At 70.8% G+C, this 18,048-nt stretch carries 13 protein-coding genes; 6 read left to right on the forward strand and 7 right to left on the reverse strand.

The annotated features are described in order from the left end of the window. From ACE5C1_RS16115 to ACE5C1_RS16125, 3 genes are all read right to left on the reverse strand, one after another. Positions 1-239, reverse strand: a 239-nt coding sequence (locus ACE5C1_RS16115; RefSeq protein ID WP_374945092.1) for a Na+/H+ antiporter NhaA, incomplete at its 3' end; no start/stop codon positions are given. A 68-nt stretch (positions 240-307) separates the two neighbouring features. Next, positions 308-1,885, reverse strand: a complete 1,578-nt coding sequence (gene nadB, locus ACE5C1_RS16120; RefSeq protein ID WP_374945093.1) for an L-aspartate oxidase — start codon at positions 1,883-1,885, stop codon at positions 308-310. Then, positions 1,882-2,853 (reverse strand): ABC transporter ATP-binding protein, encoded by a 972-nt coding sequence (locus ACE5C1_RS16125; RefSeq protein WP_374945094.1) that lies wholly within the window; start codon positions 2,851-2,853, stop codon positions 1,882-1,884. Before ACE5C1_RS16125 ends, nadB begins: the two co-directional genes overlap by 4 nt. A 77-nt stretch (positions 2,854-2,930) precedes the next feature. On the opposite strand from ACE5C1_RS16125, the gene ACE5C1_RS16130 reads away from it, so the two are divergent. Both ACE5C1_RS16130 and tldD read left to right on the forward strand, forming a co-directional pair. Further along, positions 2,931-3,173 (forward strand): zinc-finger domain-containing protein, encoded by a 243-nt coding sequence (locus ACE5C1_RS16130; protein WP_374945095.1) that lies wholly within the window; start codon positions 2,931-2,933, stop codon positions 3,171-3,173. Positions 3,174-3,211: 38 nt separating this feature from the next. Next, complete coding sequence (tldD, locus tag ACE5C1_RS16135) at positions 3,212-4,639, forward strand: metalloprotease TldD (protein ID WP_374945096.1); 1,428 nt, start codon at positions 3,212-3,214, stop codon at positions 4,637-4,639. Between the two features lie 134 nt (positions 4,640-4,773). Here the strand turns inward: tldD and ACE5C1_RS16140 are convergent, their stop codons facing one another. Together ACE5C1_RS16140 and ACE5C1_RS16145 are read right to left on the reverse strand one after the other, a co-directional pair. Next, a complete protein-coding gene (locus ACE5C1_RS16140; RefSeq protein ID WP_374945097.1) occupies positions 4,774-5,265 on the reverse strand; it encodes a DUF177 domain-containing protein in 492 nt (163 codons plus the stop codon). A 20-nt stretch (positions 5,266-5,285) separates the two neighbouring features. Then, on the reverse strand, positions 5,286-5,795 hold the full coding sequence (locus tag ACE5C1_RS16145) for a ubiquinol-cytochrome C chaperone family protein (protein WP_374945098.1): 510 nt from the start codon (positions 5,793-5,795) through the stop codon (positions 5,286-5,288). Between the two features lie 96 nt (positions 5,796-5,891). On the opposite strand from ACE5C1_RS16145, the gene ACE5C1_RS16150 reads away from it, so the two are divergent. Then, positions 5,892-6,380 (forward strand): outer membrane protein assembly factor BamE, encoded by a 489-nt coding sequence (locus ACE5C1_RS16150; RefSeq protein ID WP_374945099.1) that lies wholly within the window; start codon positions 5,892-5,894, stop codon positions 6,378-6,380. Between the two features lie 183 nt (positions 6,381-6,563). On the opposite strand, the gene pbpC is transcribed toward ACE5C1_RS16150, so the two are convergent. Further along, entirely contained in the window at positions 6,564-8,678 is a 2,115-nt protein-coding gene (pbpC, locus tag ACE5C1_RS16155) for a penicillin-binding protein 1C (protein WP_374945100.1), read from the reverse strand. Positions 8,679-8,826: 148 nt separating this feature from the next. Beyond that, positions 8,827-14,535: an alpha-2-macroglobulin gene (locus ACE5C1_RS16160; RefSeq protein WP_374945101.1), complete on the reverse strand. Its 5,709-nt coding sequence runs from the start codon at positions 14,533-14,535 to the stop codon at positions 8,827-8,829. A 112-nt stretch (positions 14,536-14,647) separates the two neighbouring features. Here ACE5C1_RS16160 and ACE5C1_RS16165 point away from each other — a divergent pair, with 112 nt between their 5' ends. Genes ACE5C1_RS16165 through ACE5C1_RS16175 form a run of 3 tightly spaced genes read left to right on the forward strand, consistent with a single transcriptional unit; the run spans position 14,648 to position 17,971 of the window. After that, positions 14,648-16,003: a glycosyl transferase family protein gene (locus ACE5C1_RS16165; protein WP_374945102.1), complete on the forward strand. Its 1,356-nt coding sequence runs from the start codon at positions 14,648-14,650 to the stop codon at positions 16,001-16,003. Continuing rightward, positions 16,000-16,998 (forward strand): hypothetical protein, encoded by a 999-nt coding sequence (locus tag ACE5C1_RS16170; protein ID WP_374945103.1) that lies wholly within the window; start codon positions 16,000-16,002, stop codon positions 16,996-16,998. The genes ACE5C1_RS16165 and ACE5C1_RS16170 overlap by 4 nt, the downstream gene beginning before the upstream one ends. A 58-nt stretch (positions 16,999-17,056) precedes the next feature. Beyond that, on the forward strand, positions 17,057-17,971 hold the full coding sequence (locus ACE5C1_RS16175; protein WP_374945104.1) for a sulfite exporter TauE/SafE family protein: 915 nt from the start codon (positions 17,057-17,059) through the stop codon (positions 17,969-17,971). Positions 17,972-18,048: the final 77 nt, after the last annotated feature.

An 18,048-nucleotide genomic window follows, 5' to 3' on the forward strand; every position in this document is an offset into this window, starting at 1 on the left:
AGTTCGCGCTTGATCTCCAGCCCGACGAGCAGGAAGAACAATGCCATCAATCCGTCGTTGATCCAATGCTCGACGCTCAGCCCGCCGAGCTTCTGGTGGAGCAGCGCGAAATAGGCGGGCGCCGCCGGGGAGTTGGCGACCAGCAGGGCCAGCACCGCCGCGCCCATCAGGACGATGCCGCTCGCCGCCTCCGACGACAGCAGGCCGCGGAACGCGGAAGGGGTGACACGGCGCTTCATGACGGGTTGGTAGCCGCGCGGCCGTGCCCGGTCCCGTCAAATCGGGAGCGGCGGCACGTTTTGCGGACTTACGGCACCAGCACCGTATCCACCGCCTTCCCAAGCGTCTCCGGATAATCGAGCGTGTAGTGGAGCCCGCGGCTCTCCTTGCGGTGGAGGGCGGAGCGGACGATCAGGTCGGCGGTCTCGACCAGGTTGCGCAGCTCGATCAGGTCGGGGGTGACGCGGAAGTGGCCGTAATAATCCTCGACCTCGCTGGTCAGCAGGCGGATGCGGTGCTGGGCGCGCTGGAGTCGTTTGGTCGTGCGGACGATGCCGACGTAATTCCACATGAAGCGGCGGATCTCGGTCCAATTCTGTTTGATGACGACTTCCTCGTCGGAATCGGCGACGCGGCTCTCGTCCCAGGCGCGGATGGCGGGGACGGGGGGCAGATCGTCCCAGCACTTGGCGATGTGGCGCGCCGCGGCCTCGCCGAAGACGAAGCATTCCAGCAGGGAGTTCGACGCGAGCCGGTTGGCGCCGTGGAGGCCCGACTGGGTGCATTCGCCCGCCGCGTAGAGTCCGGGCAGATCGGTGCGGCCGTCGCGGTCGACGACGACGCCGCCGCAGGTATAATGCTGGGCGGGGACGACGGGGATCGGCTGCGTCGTCATGTCGATGCCGAGGCCGAGCAATTTTTCGTGGATGTTCGGGAAGTGTCCGCGGATGAAATCGGCGGGCATATGGCTGATGTCGAGGTGGACGTAGTCGAGGCCGTCGCGCTTGATCTCGGCGTCGATCGCGCGCGCTACGACGTCGCGCGGCGCGAGCTCGGCGCGGGGATCGACGTCGGGCATGAAGCGGTGCCCGGTCTTCGGGTTCAACAGCCGCCCGCCTTCGCCGCGCACCGCTTCGGTGATGAGGAAGTTCTTGACGTCGAGATTGTAGAGGCAGGTCGGGTGGAATTGCATGAATTCCATGTTCGACACGCGTGCGCCCGCGCGCCAGGCCATGGCGATGCCGTCGCCGGTGGCGCCGCGCGGGGCGGTGGAGAACAGATAGGTGCGCCCGGCGCCGCCGGTGGCGAGGATCGTCGCGCGGGCGGTGTACAGGTTCACGCCGCCGGTGCGCTTGTCGACCGCGTAGACGCCCCAGACGTTGCCCGCGCCCGAATAGCGATCCTCGTGGCGGCCGGTGGCGAGATCGATCGCGACCTGATCGGGGACGAGGGTGATGTTGGAGTGCGCTTCCGCCGCGCGCTGGAGCGCTTCCTGCACTGCCCATCCGGTCGCGTCGGCGACGTGAACGATGCGGCGATGGCTGTGGCCGCCCTCGCGGGTGAGGTGCAAGGCGTTGCCCTCCGTGGCGAAGGGCACGCCGAGTTGCGTCAGCCGCTCGATGGCGGCGGGTGCGCCCTCGACGACGAATTCGACGACGCTGCGGTCGTTGAGGCCGGCGCCGGCGACCATCGTGTCCTCGACATGGTTATCGAACGTGTCGCCGGGTTCGAGCACCGCGGCGATGCCGCCTTGCGCCCACGCGGTGGAGCCTTCGTTGAGCGCGCCCTTGGCGAGCACGGTGACGCGGAAGCGGTCGGCGAGGTTGAGCGCGGCGGTGAGGCCCGCGGCGCCCGAGCCGATGATGAGGACGTCCGATTGGGTCATGACGGGCCCACCCCGGCGGCTGCGCCGCCTGCCCCTCCCGCAAGCGGGAGGGGAGAGGCTCGGGTCAGCGACAGGAAGACGTCTTCCAGGTCGGGTTCGCGGGTGCTCACGTCGACGATGCCGAAGCCCGATCCCTGCACCGCGGCCAAGACTTCGCCCGCGTTGACGCGGTCCTTGGCGTAGGTGATTTCAAGAGTCCGGGCGCCCTTCAGCACGATCTTCTGGAAGCAGATGTTGTCCGGGACGGTCGCAACGTCGCGGTCGACCGTCACCGCCACGACCTTTTCCTGTGCCTTGCCGACCAGCTCTCGCGTGGGTTCGTTGGCGATCAGGCGGCCGTGGTTGATGATCGCGATCCGGTCGCACAGCTCCTCGGCTTCCTCGAGGTAATGGGTGGTGAGGACGACGGTGACCCCGCCGGCGTTCAGTTCGCGAACATAGCTCCACAATTGCTGGCGCAGCTCGATGTCGACGCCCGCGGTCGGTTCGTCGAGGACCAATACGGGCGGCGCGTGGACCATCGCTTTCGCAACCATCAGGCGGCGCTTCATGCCGCCGGACAGGGTGCGGGCGTAGGCGTTGGCCTTGTCCTCGAGGTGCACCGCGCGCAGCAGCTCGAGGCTGCGGCGCTCCTTCTTGGGCACCCCGTACAGACCGGCCTGGATCTCCAGCGTCTCGACGGGGGTGAAGAAGGGGTCGAACAGGATTTCCTGGTTGACGATGCCGATCGCCGCCTTGGCGTTGCGGGGATGCGCGTCGATGTCGAAGCCCCAGATCGACGCGGTGCCGCTGGTCTTGTTCACCAGCCCGGCGAGGATGTTGATGAGCGTCGACTTGCCCGCGCCGTTGGGGCCGAGCAGGCCGAAGATCGAGCCTTGCGGCACGTCGAAGGTGATGTCGTCGAGGGCTTGCTTGCCGCCCGCGTAGATCTTGCTGAGACGGTCGATCGAGATGGCGGCGCTGGTCATGGCGGCGGGATAGGCGCGCAGACGGCGAGCGCCAACCGGGAATTGCGAGACGTTGCCTGTCCCGCTATGCCGCCGCCATGAACCCGCCGCTCGAAACCGTTCGCGTCACCCAGCCCCGCGTCGCCTGCGACGGGGCCACCGACATCCCCGGCGGCGCTGCGCTAGGGCATCCGCGGGTGTGGTTGCAGATCGACGAGCACGGCTATGTCGATTGCGGCTATTGCGACCGGCGGTTCATCCTGGCGGGCGGTCCGGCCGACGGTGCGGACCAGTCGCGGCTGCCCGACATTTCGGAAGGCGCGAGCCCGGAAATACGGTAGCGCTTTCCCGCGCAGGCCGGCGCGCCTATATCGGCGCGATGACCAGCCATGCCGATCCCCGCGCGTTCCTGTATCGCGATACGCTCGACCCCGATGCCGCACGCGCGTTGACCGCTACCGCTCTGGCCAGGGCCGACGATGGCGAGCTGTATCTGCAATATCGCAAGGCCGAGGCGTTCGGCTTCGACGACGGGCGGCTGAAGACCGCGAGCTACGACACCAATGCGGGCTTCGGCCTGCGCGCGGTATCGGGCGAGACGACCGCGTTCGCGCATGCCAACGAGCTGAGCGAGGCGGCGATCAAGCGTGCTGCCGAAACGATGGCGCTGATCGATCCGAGCGATGCGCCCAAGGCTGCGCCGCCGCAGGGCAACAACCGGCATCTGTACACCGCCGCCGATCCGCTCGACCTGGTGCCCTTCGCTGACAAGGTGAACCTGTGCCAGACCATCGACGCCGCGGCGCGGGCACGTGACGCGCGGGTGGTGCAGGTCTCCGTCGGCTTGTCGGGCACGTGGAGCGTCGTCGAGATCGTCCGCGCCGACGGCTTCGTCGCGACCGACGTGCGCCCGCTGGTGCGGCTCAATATCCAGATCGTCGCCGAACAGAACGGCAAGCGCGAGACGGGGACGTTCGGGATCGGCGGGCGCTATCTCTACGATCGGCTGATGGACGAGGCGGTCTGGAACCGCGGCATCGACGAGGCGCTGGCGCAGGCGCTGGTCAACCTCGAGTCGGTCGCCGCGCCTGCGGGGGAGATGACGGTGCTGCTCGGGCCGGGCTGGCCGGGCGTGCTGCTCCACGAGGCGATCGGCCACGGGCTGGAGGGCGACTTCAACCGCAAGGGCACCAGCGCGTTTTCGGGGCGGATCGGCGAGCGGGTGGCGGCGCCGGGGATCACGATCGTCGACGACGGATCGATCCAGGACCGCCGCGGGTCGCTCAGCATCGACGACGAGGGCACGCCGACCCGCGAGACGATCCTGATCGAGGACGGCATCCTGAAGGGCTATATGCAGGATCGGCTCAACGCACGGCTGATGGGGGTGCCCGCGACCGGCAACGGACGGCGCGAGAGTTTTGCGCATGCGCCGATGCCGCGGATGACCAACACCTTCATGAAGGCCGGGCGCGACAACCCGGCCGAGCTGCTTTCGCGGGTCAAGCGCGGCATTTTCGCCAAGTCCTTCGGCGGCGGCCAGGTCGACATCGTGTCGGGCAAGTTCGTGTTCAGCTGTACCGAGGCGTACCGAATCGAGGACGGCAGGCTGGGCGCGCCGATCAAGGGCGCGACGCTGATCGGCGACGGGCCGACGGTGCTGACCAAGGTGACCGGCATCGGCGACGATTTCGCTTTGGATGAAGGCATCGGGGTGTGCGGCAAGGGTGGGCAGTCGGTGCCTGCGGGCGTGGGGCAGCCGACGTTGCTGGTCGAGGGGCTGACGGTCGGGGGGACGGCGGTTTAGGCTTGGTGAACGCATGCAGGACGCTGTGAATCCATGCGCTCCCAACCTCCGTTCGCCCTGAGCGAAGTCGAAGGGCAGGCTGCTTGGCCATGTGCTTCGACTTCGCTCAGCACGAACGGAATTTTGCTGGTTCGCTAACCCCCCAGCTTCGCCTTCAGTCCCGCCAACGCGCCGAACGGGCCCGCTTCGCCTTCGCCGACTACGCCTGCCGCGCGCAATGCCTCTTCAGCTCCAGGCGCGCGCGGGAACGGGTCGAGCGCCAGCGCCATCGTTTCCGCCGCGGCTTCGCCGAGATCGATCGCGCCGTCTTCGATCGGGAGGGTGTCGAGCGCGTCGTCGGAGAGTTCGATCTCCTCGTCCGCCGCGATCTCCTCGACGAAGCGCAGCGACACCGCCTCGTCGACGGTCGCTGCCAGCGGGTCGCCGGTGACCGAGCAGGCCTGAACCACATCCGCGGCGACGGTGCCGACAGCCAGGATGCCGCGCTCGTCGCGGCGGACGGCGAAGCGCGCGGTGAGCGTGTCGATGGCGACGAGCGCGAAGCGTGCGGCGAGGCGGCGGCGCTCGTCCGCATCGGCCTCGATCTCGATCGTACGGTCGGCCTCGCCGATCGTGTCGACTGTCACGGGACGGCTGAATTCGGGCGTCACGGCAGGTCGCCCTCCAGGATCTGCGCGGTGGGCAGCGCCGCGAGCCCGGCGCGCAACGCCAGCAGCGAATCACGGGCATGCGCCACGGCTTGCGGCGCGGGCGCGTCGCCCCGGTAGAGATTGCGGACCAGCGCGTCGTCGATCCCGTCCCCCGCCAGCCCGTCGCGGTAGGCGCCGAGCCGACCGCCGAGCATCGCCATCATCTTGCCGATATGCTTGCCGACGACGATGTCGCCGATCCCCATCTGGCGCAGCTGCCCGTCCATGTCGTCGACGAAGCGCTCGGCAAGCGCGGCCGACGGTGCGGCGCCTTCGGGGGTCTCCTCCAGCCGCATCAGCACGAACGACAGCACCGCGGCGATCATGTCGAAGCGCCCGTCGACGGTGTCGGGCACCGCACCCTCGACATACCAATGCGGTTCGCGCGCCCGCACGACGACCGCATTGTACAGCGGCAGCAGCGCCTCCGCGTGCTTCGATCCCAACAGATTGCCCAGCCACCCCAAGACGCCATCCTTCTCGCGCGCTTGTTTGCGCGCCCGTCCTCGCATATCGAGCGCATCGGGCGCCGATGCAATCGCGCGCGCCTGCCGGAGTATGATATGCGTGTAATCGTTGCCGCCCTGATCGCCGCCGCCCCGATCGCCGCGACGCTGGGGGCGTGTTCGCCGCTGCCGTCGCACCAGGGCTATATCGTCGATGCCGATCTGGTGAATTCGGTCCAGCCGGGCGTCGACAACCGCGATTCGGTGCTCCAGACGCTCGGGCGGCCAAGCTTCGCGAGCCAGTTCAACCAGGGCGACTGGTATTATATCGCCCGCGAAAGCAAGTCCTACGGCTTCCAGAAGCCGCACGCCAAGGCGCAGCTGACGGTGCAGATCAGCTTCGACGCCGCGGGCAACGTCGCGACGATCCGGCGGGGTTCTGCCGAGCAGATCGCCTCGATCACACCATCGGGCAAGAAGACGCCGACGCTCGGGCGCGAGCGCGGCTTCTTCTCCGACCTGTTCGGCAACATCGGCACGGTGGGCGCGCCGGGTGCAGGTGGGCAGGGCCAGGGTCAGGGCGGCAGCGGACGCGACCGGCCCTGATCCGATCCGCCTGACGTCGGGCTCGGCACACCGAAATGGCCGCGCCGCGGAATACGCGTCGGCGCGGCCTGTGCCGTGCTTGGGTCGGCACCGATCCCGAAAGGGGGGATGGGATCATCCGCGCAACGCACACGTGCGATTTTGGTTCGCGGCTCGTGCAAAATCGTCGGCAGCCAAAAACCTTCAGCGGATGGTGAAGCGGACCTGATCGACGACGTGCCCGGCCACGTCGACCAGCCTCAGCCGGTGGACGCCCGGACCGGGGAGCACCAGCGGCTTGGCATCCGCTGCGCCGAGGTCGCGTGCGTCGAGAACGACGCGGTGTCGGGCGGCGTCGCCCGAAACCGAGACCGCGATGCGCTGACGGTCGATGGGGATGTCGGGGTCGAGCGCATAGACGCTGCCCGCGGCGGGATTGACGAAGCGCGGGCGGCGGGACGCCGGTGGTGCGGCGGCGATCAGCGACTGCGCGGTGCCGCGGACGAACCATTCGCGGCGGGGCCGTTCGCGCGCGTCGGCGAAGACGATGCGGCGGGGCTCGACGCCCGGCGGGGGCGGTGCAGGCGGCACGCGATGCCCGGCCGCCAGCGCGGTCATCACGTCGCGCCACACCGGGGCGGCACCGCTGGTGCCCGAGACGCCGCGCATCGGATCGCCCTCGGCATTGCCGACCCAGACGCCGACGGTGAAGTGGTCGGTGAAGCCGATGCACCAATTGTCGCGCATCGCCTTCGACGTGCCGGTTTTCACGCCGGCGCGGAACGGCAGGCGCAGCGCGGAGTCGCTGCCGAAGGTCGCCGCGCGTGCGTCGTTGTCGGCGAGCATGTCGGTGACGATCCACGCGGCGGCGGGGGTGGTGGTCGCTCGATCCTTGGGCCGCGGGTCGGTCACGGTTACGCGCAGCGGCGACCAGCGGCCGCCCCGGGCGAGCGCACGGTAGGCGGCGACCTGTTCGGCGAGCGTCACTTCCGCCGAGCCGAGCGCCAGGCTGAAGCCGTAGTACCCGCCGTCTTCGACCAGCCCCGCATAGCCGGTGTCCCACAATCGGTCGCGGAACGGTTCCACCCCGACGATCAGCAAGGTGCGCACCGCGGGGACGTTGAGCGAGCCCGCCAGCGCGACGCGGGCGGACACCGGCCCCTTGAACGCGCGGTCGTAATTCTGGGGGACGTAGAGGCCGCTGGCGGTGTCGAGCTGGACGGGGGAATCGTCGAGGATCGAGGCAGCGGTCAGGTAGCCGCGCTCGATCGCCTGCGCGTAGAGGAAGGGCTTGAGCGTCGATCCGGCCTGACGGTACGCGCGTGCGTTGTCGACCAAGGGTGCGGTCGAAGCGCCGCCGATGCCGCCGACCCAGGCGAGGACGTCGCCGCTGGCGTTGTCGACGACGATCACCGCACCGTCGCGCGCGCGGGTGCCGCCGAGCCCGAGGAGTTGGCGGGTGAGCGCGGCGGCGGCGAGGCGCTGAACGGTCGCGTCGAGCGTGGTCCCGATGCGCGCGCCGGGTTGGGTCAGCAGATGATCGGCGAGGTGGGGCGCGAGGCCGGGGTCGAGCGCGAGGCTGCGCGCCGGGCCGAGCATCGACGCGGCCATGCCGGCGAAGCGGGCGCAGTTGCCGCTGCCCGACAGCGCGCAAGCGCGGCGGGCGAGCTGCTCGGGCGACGCCTGCGGCCGGGGCAGGAGCGCCGCGAGCAGCAGCGCGTCGTCGCGCGACAAGGCCGCGGGAGTCTTGCCGAACAGCCCCAGCGCCGCCGCCCCGATGCCCTGCGCTTCGCCGCGGAAACCCGCGAGGTTGAGATAGGCTTCGAGGATCCGGTCCTTCGACCACGTGGCTTCGAGCGCGCGGGCGGCGCGGGCCTGACGGACCTTGTCGCGCCAGCCGCGCTTGCCCGGAGCGGCGAGCGCGGGGTTGAGGAAGCCGGCGACCTGCATCGACAGCGTGCTCGCGCCGCGCGTCGGCTTGCCGGTCAGCCGATCGCGCAGGCTTGCGGCGATCGCGATCCAGTCGACGCCGCCATGGGTGCGGAAGCGGTGATCCTCGGCGGCGACGATCGTGTCGGCAACTGCCGGTGCGACCGCGGCAAGCGGGGTCCAGGCGAGACGGCGACGGGCGAAATCGACGCGGACGGAGCCGATGAGCGCGCCGTGGCGGTCGTAGAGCCATGCCTCGGACGAACGCCAATGGGCGCGGACCGCGGCGTAGCTGGGGAGCGGGGGCGGGCGGGTGCCCAGGTCGAGGATGGCGGTGACGAGGATGAAGGCGGCGGTTACCGCGAGTACCAAGCGCGCGCTGCGGGTCACGGTTGTCGCTCGGCCAGGAGTGCTCCGTCACCCCGGACTTGTTCCGGGGTCCAGCGGGCGGCGGGCGATGCGGTTCGTGCCTCCATCCGCATCGCTTGCGGAACCCTGGACCCCGGAACGAGTCCGGGATGACGGGTCGGCGTAGGCTTCACCGCGTCGCCACCTCCACCGGCCCGTTCGGCAAGGCCGCCCGGATCGACGGCGCGTACATCGCCTCGACCGTCGTCGGGGGCAGGCTGAAACGGCCTGCCCCGTTCAGCCGCAGCGTGTAGCTGACGCTGGTGCGTCCGCGCGGGAGCCAGGCGAAATAGCCGCGCCAGGCTTCGCGACCGCGTTCGATGTAAGAGGTGGCCGTGCCTTCGCCGCCAGCGCTCGCGCCGAGCATCTGCGATTGGCCGCCGAGATCGCCGACGATCGTCGCGCCCGCGGGAACGGGGTCGCTTACGACCACCCAGTTGCGCTCGGCTGTGGCATCGACGGTGATGGTGATGCGCAGCACGTCGCCGCGGGTGAGGTGCCCGGGGTTGCGCGCCTGGACCCTTTCGACACGGCGCGAGAGGCGGTAGCCGGCGAATAGCGGCGAGCGCAGCGGCACCGCGGCGCGGATCGCGACGCTCGCCCACGGGCCCGCGCCGCCCGACTGGCGAAGCGTGAGCGACGCACGGGCGGGGAGCGCGAACGACGCCGCGCGCGCTTCGGTCGCCAGCGGCCAGCCTCTGGCGATGGTGCGGCCTGCCAGCGACAACGTTGTCGTGCCCGCGATTCGCTCCGCCGGATACACTTGCGCGAAGCGGCGCGCGGCGATCGCGCCCCAGGCGTTGGCGGTGGTCGTGTCCCAATGCCCGCGGCGCTGACGCGCGGCGGCGCCGACCATCATGCGGGGGGCTTCGTCCTGCCAGCCGGGGCGGCCGATCGCCAGCAGCGCCGCCTTCGCCGCCGTCTCGTCGCCCGATTGCATCAGCCACCATGCCGACGTGGTCTGGTCGGTGAGGTCGAGCCTGGTGCCTTCGTAGGCGAGGCGGGCGCGGAGCGCGGCCTCCGCCTGGCTACGCAGCGCGGGGGCATTGGCGAGGCCGGGGATGCGGTCGATCGCCGCGATCCAGTCGACCAGCGCCGCGGTCGGCATCTCGCCCGTGCCCATACCGATCTGACCGAGCATGGCGGGCGTCGCCGCGCCTGCGCGGGCGAGCGCCGCCAGGGCCGCGATCTTGCGGAGGCGGACGTCGCCATAATCCTCCTGCCGCAAGCGGCCGTCGAGCACCGCTTTCAACGCGTCGATCATCCGCGCGCGGGCCGTGTCGGGGATCGCGAGACCGGCTTCGGCGGTGAGCGACAGGACGTAGCTCGTCAGGGTTTCCGACCCTTGCAGCGAACCGCTCGGCCAGTAGCGGAGCAGGCCGTCGGGGGCTTGATAGGTCGGGATGTCGCCCGCGAGCCGCGTCCACGCCGCCGCGTCTCCGAGCGCGACCGCGCGGGACAATTGCTGCTCGAAACATTGGTAGGGGTAAGCTGCCATGTACGCGCGGACACCGGTGAGCGGCGGCGCGAGCGTGTCGGCGAGCGTGATGTCGACCGATCCGCGACCCGGCAGCGCACCCGCGGGGGCCATGATCGGGATCGTCGTGTCCGCGCCGACGCGCGCAAGCGTCGCTGCCCAAGTCTCGGTCGGGATCGCTGGCACGACATCCTGGGTCGCGGTGATCCGGTCGGCGGCGCGGCCGTCGGCGGTGCGGGCGGCGACTTGCCAGCGCAGGCCGGGGACATTGTCCGGCGCTGTCAGGTTCCACGCGATCGGGACCGCGGCGCCTGCGGGGATCGTGACGGTGATCGGGTGGCCTTGCGCGACGCGCGGGGTGACGTCGACCGTCGCGGTGACGGTCATCGCCTTCGCCGATCCGTTGCGCAGCGTGAACTGCGCCTGGTATTCATCACCCGAGCGGACCAGCGGCGGGAGGCCGGCGTAGAGCGACAGGTCCTGTGCGGTGCGGATGTCGGCCTGGCCGGTGCCGAACAGCCCCGCGCCGTCGGTCGCGACCGCGACGAGGCGGAAGGAGGACAGCGCGTCGGACAGCGGCACCGCGACCTTGGCATAGCCGCGCGCATCGAGCGGCAGCGTGCCGCGCCAGAGCAGGACGGGCTGGAAATTCTCGCGGTTGAGCGCCGACGCATCGCCGCCGCCGCCGCCCGCCTCCACCGCCTTGCGGCCGTAGTGGCGCTTGCCGACGACCTGCATCTGCGCGGTGGAGGTGAGCACCGACAGGGGCCGCTCGCCCATCATCGCGGTGAGCACGTCCCAGGAGTCGTTTGGCGCAAGCTGGAGCAGCGCCCGATCGACCGCGACGAAGGCGACGTCGGCGGTGCGCGCGGGGCTCCCGTCGGGGTGGAGGACGCGGACCGCGACCTGCGCGGTGTCGCGGGCGGCGTAGCGTTCGCGGTCGGCCCTGACCCCGACCCGGAGCTGGTGGCCTTCCCAGCCGACCTTCACCTTGGCGACGCCCATCCGGTATGCGGGCTTAGACAGGTCGACCAGCGCGGTCGGCGGCGGGGCGGGGTCGGGTCCGCTGACGAGGCCGATACTTCGTCCTAATCCGCGCAGCCACGACCAGAAGCCGGGCTCGACGCGACCCCGCACCGCGAGCACCGAGACGAAGACGTCGGGGGCGTAGGACGCGGGCATCTTGACCTCGACCACCGGATCGGTGCCCGACAATTCGGTGACGAAGCTCGACAGCACGCCCTCGCGCTCGACGGTGACCAGCGCGGTTGCCGAGCGGAAGGGCATGCGGACCTGGAAACGCGCGGTCTCGCCCGCCTTGTAGGATGTCTGCTCGGGAACGACGTCCATCCGGTCGCCGTTGTCGCCGCCGAACCACCAATCCTCGTCGCCCGCCAACCATACCGATCGGACGGCGCGGGACATGTTGCCGTCGGCGTCCTTCGTGGTCGCGACCGCATAGACTTCGCCCGACACGCCGGGGTCGATCGCGCATTGCGCCAGCCCTTGCGCATCGGTCGTGGCCGAGCATGTCGGGCTCAGCTTGGTCGTCCGCATCTGGTTGTCGTAGGCGTAGAAGCCGCCGATCAGCCGCCGCCGCGCAGTCAGGATCTGTCGGCTGTAGAGCGCGACCTCGACCCGCTGGCCCTTGACCGGCTTGCCCTCGGTGTCGAGCGCGACGAAGCGGAGGCGCAGATCGTCCTGCTTCATCATCCAGCCGTCGGTGCGCATCCCGAGCTGGACCGCGGCGGGGTGGATCGGGATCGTCTTCGACGCGGTCAGCACCTCGCCGTTGGCGTCGCGATAGTCCATCTCGACGCGCATGTCGGTAAGGCCGTCGAGCGTGGGGATGTCGATCGCGGTGCGCTGGGTGCCGTCGCTGCGCAGCGTGACGGGGAGCGTCTGGGTCGGGGGCAGCGTCACGGGCGTATCGTTGCCGTCGCCGTCGAGCGCGCGGACGCCTTCGCTCACCGCCGCACCGCCGAAGGTGTAGGTCTCGTAGCCATCGGGTGCGCCACCGTGCGCGAACCAGCCGATGCGCAGGTCGACGGGCAGGTTCGACGCGCCGCCGCCCGACAGATACCCTGCGAACAGGTCTAGCGGCAGCGATTTTGGGCGCACCGCGGCGGTCTTCGGGCCGGAAACGCTCGCGCGCATCGTCGGCAGGCGGTATTCGTCGACCTTGAACGACTGGCCGGTGTAGAGCGTCGTGCCGTCGGCCAGCATCGCCTGGATGTCGTAATCGCCCATCGGCGCGGCGGCGGGGGCGGTCCACTGCGTCTCGCCGCGCCCGCGTGCGTCGATCTTCAGCGGCAGGTCGAACTGCGTCTCGGAGCCTCGGTGCGAGAGGCGCAGCGTACCGCTGAACGCTGTCGGGATCGTGAAGCCCTGGCCCGCCGGGCGGCGGACAAGGTGCTTCATGTGGATCGTCTCGCCCTGGCGGACCAGCATGCGGTCGAAGATCGTGTGGACCGTCGTCGCGGGCGGCTCGTAGCCGTAGGGCATCTCGAAATCGTACGGGCGCAGCCCCTCGCCCCAGTCGGTCGTCGCGAAGCTGAAGTCGCCGCCGCTGCGGGCCGAGATCATCAGTGGATGCGCCTCGCCGTCGCAGCTGCCATAGGTCTCGGGTTGCGGGAGCCCGGCGGGGATCATCAGCCCGCCGCTGCGGTCGGTGCGGCCCTTCGCCAGCGCGCGGCCGGTGCAGGCGTCGCTGACCTGGACATCGGCATTGGCGACCGGTCTGCCGGTAGACAGCGCTGTCACCCAGGCAAGGCTGCGCTCGCGGCCCCATTTGAAGTGGACCGCCATGTCGGTGACGAGCGCCGCCGTGGCAACGTAGCGCGGGGCGTCGCGGCCGAGCAATGCGCGACCGAGCGTACGGCTTTCGAGCTCGACGACGTAGAAGCCCGGCTTGCCGAGCGGGATGCCGACCACCTCGAAATCGCGGCCCTTGCCAGGCAGCGCGACCGACAGCGGCTTGCCCTGCCCCGCGGGCAGGATCGGGCGCGATGCGGTGGTGTTGATGCGCGCGCCGCCCTTGCGTTCGTCGACCGCGTAATCGTCGGAGTCGTCGACCGTGCGCAGCCAGCGTGCGACCTCCGCGTCCGACTCGCCGACTCGCAACGCGCGCCCGCCGACCGGCGACATGCGGCCCTGGAGCGCGGGTTCGACGTTGCGGACGGTGACCGGCAGGACGCCGCCTTGCTTCGATTCTAGGATGCCGAACTTGGCGGCAAACTTCACGAGCGGCGGAGCGCGGTCGAAGCGGACCGCCAGCGGAAAACGCGCGGCGTTGGCGAGCGGACGACCGCTTTCGTCCTTGAGGCCCGCAGGCAGCTCCACGCGCCCCGCCATGTCCGCGGGGAGTGGTGCTGCAAAGGTCAGGTCGCCGATCGTCGCCTTCTTTGCCTCGTCGTCGCTGATCTTCGGCGCAATGGTGCGTCCGTCGGCCAGGCGGATGCGGATCGCGCGGGCGCTCGCCATCGGGATGGGCGCGGTCAGGCGGACGAACGCCTGCTCCACCGGACTGCATCCCGCCTGCGGATTGACCCGTGTGCATTCGAAGCGTGCGGTGAACGGCTCGCGAACGGTGAAGTCGAAGCGGCGATCGGTGCCCGCGGTCTTGCCCGAGGCGCTGGCGACGCCTGCGCCCCAGACGAGCGCGACGTCGTGGCCGGGGGGCAGCGGGCGGCGGCAGCGCAGCGCGACGACGGTGCCGAGCATCCGCTGGCGATCGGCGGCGGAGGCGGGGATCGCGGCGGGGAGCCCCGCCTCGTCGAGGAAGCGCTGCACCGGCCACATCGTCGTGCCGAGCCCGGCGAGCACCTTGCCCGCGACATCCTCGCCGAGCAGGTCGACCGGCACCTTCTCGCCGATGCCCTCGATCGCGCAATACGCGTTGGCGGCGATCGACTGGCGGGTGGCGGGCATGTTGGCGGCGACAAGGAAGGTCTGGTCCTCCTCGATCTCGCCGTCTGCGGGCAGGATCGCGCGTGCGGTCGGTCCGCCCGCGTCGACGATGAAGCGACGCTGGCCGGTCAGTTCCACGCCGCTAACGCTGCGCACCTCGCTACGCGCGTCGAAGATGCAGGCCGTGCCGCCTGCCAAGGGGCCCGCAAAATCGTACACCCAGCTCTGCGCGTCGACCCAGCGCCCGGTGCCCGGGCACGTCGTCGCGAAAGGCGCGGCCGCGCGCGGATCGCCAAGCGGCACCATCGGCTGGCTGAAACGCAGTGTGAAGCGCTCGATCGATCCGGCGCCGACGCCGGGCACCGCGACGATCACCTGCGGACTGGAATCGCCGAGTGCGGCAACAGGCGCCAGCGCGAGCGCCAGCATCGCCACTCGCCCCCACAGCCGCATCGCCCGCTCCCTCCCGATCGCTGGAGACGCTAGAATGGCTCACGCCGGGACGCCAGCAGGGATTGCATCACGGCGACACGCCAGCAATGCTGACGGTCCGGGGGGTCGGGGCATGATCTGGTTTGTCGATTCGGTGGCACGCGAGGCGATGCTGTTCGCGGCCGTCGGCTTGCTGATCGGCGGGCTCGACGACATCGCGGTCGATGCGGTCTATTGGACGCGGCGGCTGTTCGGGCGCGACCGGGCGGTGCCGATCGCGCAGCTGCCGGCGGTCGAGACGCCGGGACGCATGGCGGTGTTCGTGCCTGCGTGGGACGAGGCCGCGGTGATCGGCGACATGCTCGCCGCCGCGACCGCGCGGTTCCGGCATCCGGATTACCGGATCTACGTCGGCCTCTATCCCAACGACCCCGCGACGATCGAGGCGGTCGTGCGTGTCGCCAGGCGTGATCCGCGGGTGCACGCCGTCATCGGCGCGCGCGACGGACCGACAACCAAGGCCGATTGCCTCAACACGCTATGGCACGCGTTGCGGCGCGATGACCGAACCGCGCGTGCGGTGGTGTTGCATGACGCCGAGGACGTGGTGCACCCCGACGAGCTGACCGTGTTCGACGCGCTGCTCGACCGCCATGCCGTCGTCCAGCTGCCTGTGGTGCCGCTGATCGCTGCGGGCTCGCTGGTGTCGGGGGTGTATGCGGACGAATTCGCCGAAAGCCACGGACGCAACATGGTCGTGCGCGTCGCGCTCGGGGCCGGGATGCCGTTGGCCGGGGTCGGCTGCGCGATCCGGGTCGACATGCTCGGGCGGATCGCGACGGCGCGGGGTGGCGATCCGTTTGATGCCGACAGCCTGACCGAAGACTATGAGCTCGGCATGCGTGTCGCGGCGTTCGGCGGGTGCGGCACCTTCGCGCAGGTTATCGACGCGGTCGGCGAGCCGGTCGCGGTGCGCGCGTATTTTCCCGCCGACGTACGCTCGGCCGTCCGGCAAAAGGCGCGGTGGATGATCGGCATCGCGCTGGCCGGGTGGGACCGGATCGGATGGGCGCGGTGGAGCGCGGTCGGCGACCACTGGATGCGCGCGCACGATCGCCGTGCGCCGCTGGCGGTGGTGGTGCTGGCGGCGGCCTATGTGGCGCTGCTCGCCTGGCCGCTGAGCGCAGTGGCGCATGTGCTGACGGGCACGCCGGCGCCTGCGGTCGGCGGCGGCATGACGATCGTCCTTGCGATCAACGCAGCGATGCTGCTGTGGCGGCTGGCGTCGCGCTCCGTCTTTACCACGCGCGCTTATGGCTTCGGCGAGGGGTTGCTGTCGCTGCCGCGCTTCGTGGTCGGCAACATCGTCGCGCTGATGGCGGCGCGGCGTGCGGTGGTGCGCTACGTCGGCATGCTGCGCGGCCGGGCGCCGGTGTGGGACAAGACCCAACACGTCTTTCCCGATGCGGACGTGCTGGCGCAGCGGTGAGGCGTGGCGGGCGGCCCCTGCGGTTTCTCGGCGCGACGCTGGGCGGCTGGGTGGTGCTGCGCGTGGGCATGCTGTGGCCGACCATCGAGACCCCGCACGACCTGATCCGGCTGTTCGCGCCCCCCGCCGCCGCTGCGATACGCGCGCCGCTCGTCGTGATCGCGGTGCCGCCGCGTGCGCAACGCGCGCCGGCGATCGCTGCGGCCGAGGTCGCGCCGGTGGTGCTGGACGTTGCCCCGCGGCGGGTTGCGGCGGATCGAGCCACCGCCGTGCTCGCGGAGGTCGGGACGGTCAGCGTCGGGCAGGACGCTGGCGTGGACCAGGCCGGCGCCATTCCGCCGCCGCTCCGACCGACGCCGGCCGATGCGCCGGGGCGTCTGACCGCAAGCGCCTGGGCGATCGTGCGCGCGGGCGTTGCCGCAGGGCTGCGCGGTGGCCAGCTCGGCAGCCAGCTCGGCGGATCGCAGGCGGGGGTGCGGTTCGCCTATGCGCTCGGCGAATCGCGGAGACTGGCGTTGGCGGCGCGGCTATCGGCGCCGCTGGAGGGGCGCGGCGGCGAGGCGGCGATCGGTGTCGAGTTCCGCCCGGCGCATTTGCCGCTGCGCTTCATCGCCGAGCAGCGGGTGGCGCTCGACGGCGGGCGCGGCGGACAGGCGCTGTACGCGGTCGGCGGCACGGCGCCGGTGCCGGTCGCCGCGGGGTTCCGGCTGGAAGGCTATGCGCAGGGCGGTGTGGTGGTGCGTGGACGGGCGCTGGGGTTCGCGGACGGCGCAGCGCGCCTGACCCGGCCGGTGACGCGCACCTTCGACATTGGCGTCGGCGCGTGGGCCGGGGTGCAGCCCGGCGTCGCGCGCGTCGATGTCGGGCCGACGCTCGGTGTCGCGCTGCCGGTCGCGCGTCGCCGCATCCGGGTCTCGCTCGACTGGCGGCAGCGCGTGGGCGGCCGGGCGCGGCCCGGATCTGGGCCGGCGTTGTCGATCGGCGGCGATTTCTAGCCGCTTGCGCGGACGGGGACTTCTGGCGCGCGCGCGCCAGCCGAGGTAACCCGCCGCCGTGGCCCTGTATCTTCCCATCGCCAATCTGTCGGTCAATGCGCTCGTCATCGTGCTGCTCGGCGGCGGAGTCGGGTTCCTGTCGGGAATGTTCGGGGTGGGCGGAGGGTTCCTCACCACGCCGCTGCTGATCGTCTACGGCATCCCGCCGACCGTCGCCGCCGCCTCTTCCGCAAGCCAGGTGACCGGCGCCAGCGTGTCGGGGGTCTTCGCGCACTGGCGGCGTGGCGGGGTGGACGCCAAGATGGGGGGCGTGCTCGTCGCCGGCGGAGTGCTGGGGGCGTTCGCGGGCGCATGGGTGTTCCGCTGGCTCCAGCAACTGGGACAGATCGATACCGTCATCGCGGTCGTCTACGTCGTCATGCTCGGGTCGATCGGCGGAATGATGGCGCGCGAATCGCTTGGCGCCATCGTGGCGGTGCGGCGCGGCGGGCGCCCGCGCGCGGCCAAGCGGCGGCACCATCCGCTGGTCGCGGCGCTGCCGTTCCGGACGCGCTTCTACCGGTCTGGGCTCTACATCTCGCCGATCGCGCCGCTGATCCTAGGGTTCGGGGTCGGCGTGCTGACGATCCTGCTCGGCATCGGCGGCGGCTTCATCCTGGTGCCGGCGATGATCTACCTGCTCGGCATGGCGACGCAGGTGGTCGTCGGCACGTCGTTGTTCCAAACGCTGTTCGTCACCGCGGTCGCGACGATGGTCCACGCGACGACGACCAAGGCGGTGGATATCGTCTTGGCCGCGCTGCTGCTGGTGGGATCGGTCACCGGTGCGCAGGTCGGCGCGCGGTTCGCGACGCGGTTTCGGCCGGAATATCTGCGGTTGGCGCTGGCGGTGATGGTGCTGCTCGTCGGCGCGCGGATCCTGCTGGGGCTCGTGTGGCGGCCCGAGGAGATCTTCTCGGTCGAATTGTCGTGAAGCCGTGGCCTTTCGACGCGCTCACGCGCGTGGTGCGGTGCCGGCCCGCTCCCCCACCCGGCCACCCATCAGGATAC

It is taken from the genome of Sphingomonas sp. (assembly GCF_964263785.1).
Lineage (GTDB): Bacteria > Pseudomonadota > Alphaproteobacteria > Sphingomonadales > Sphingomonadaceae > Sphingomonas.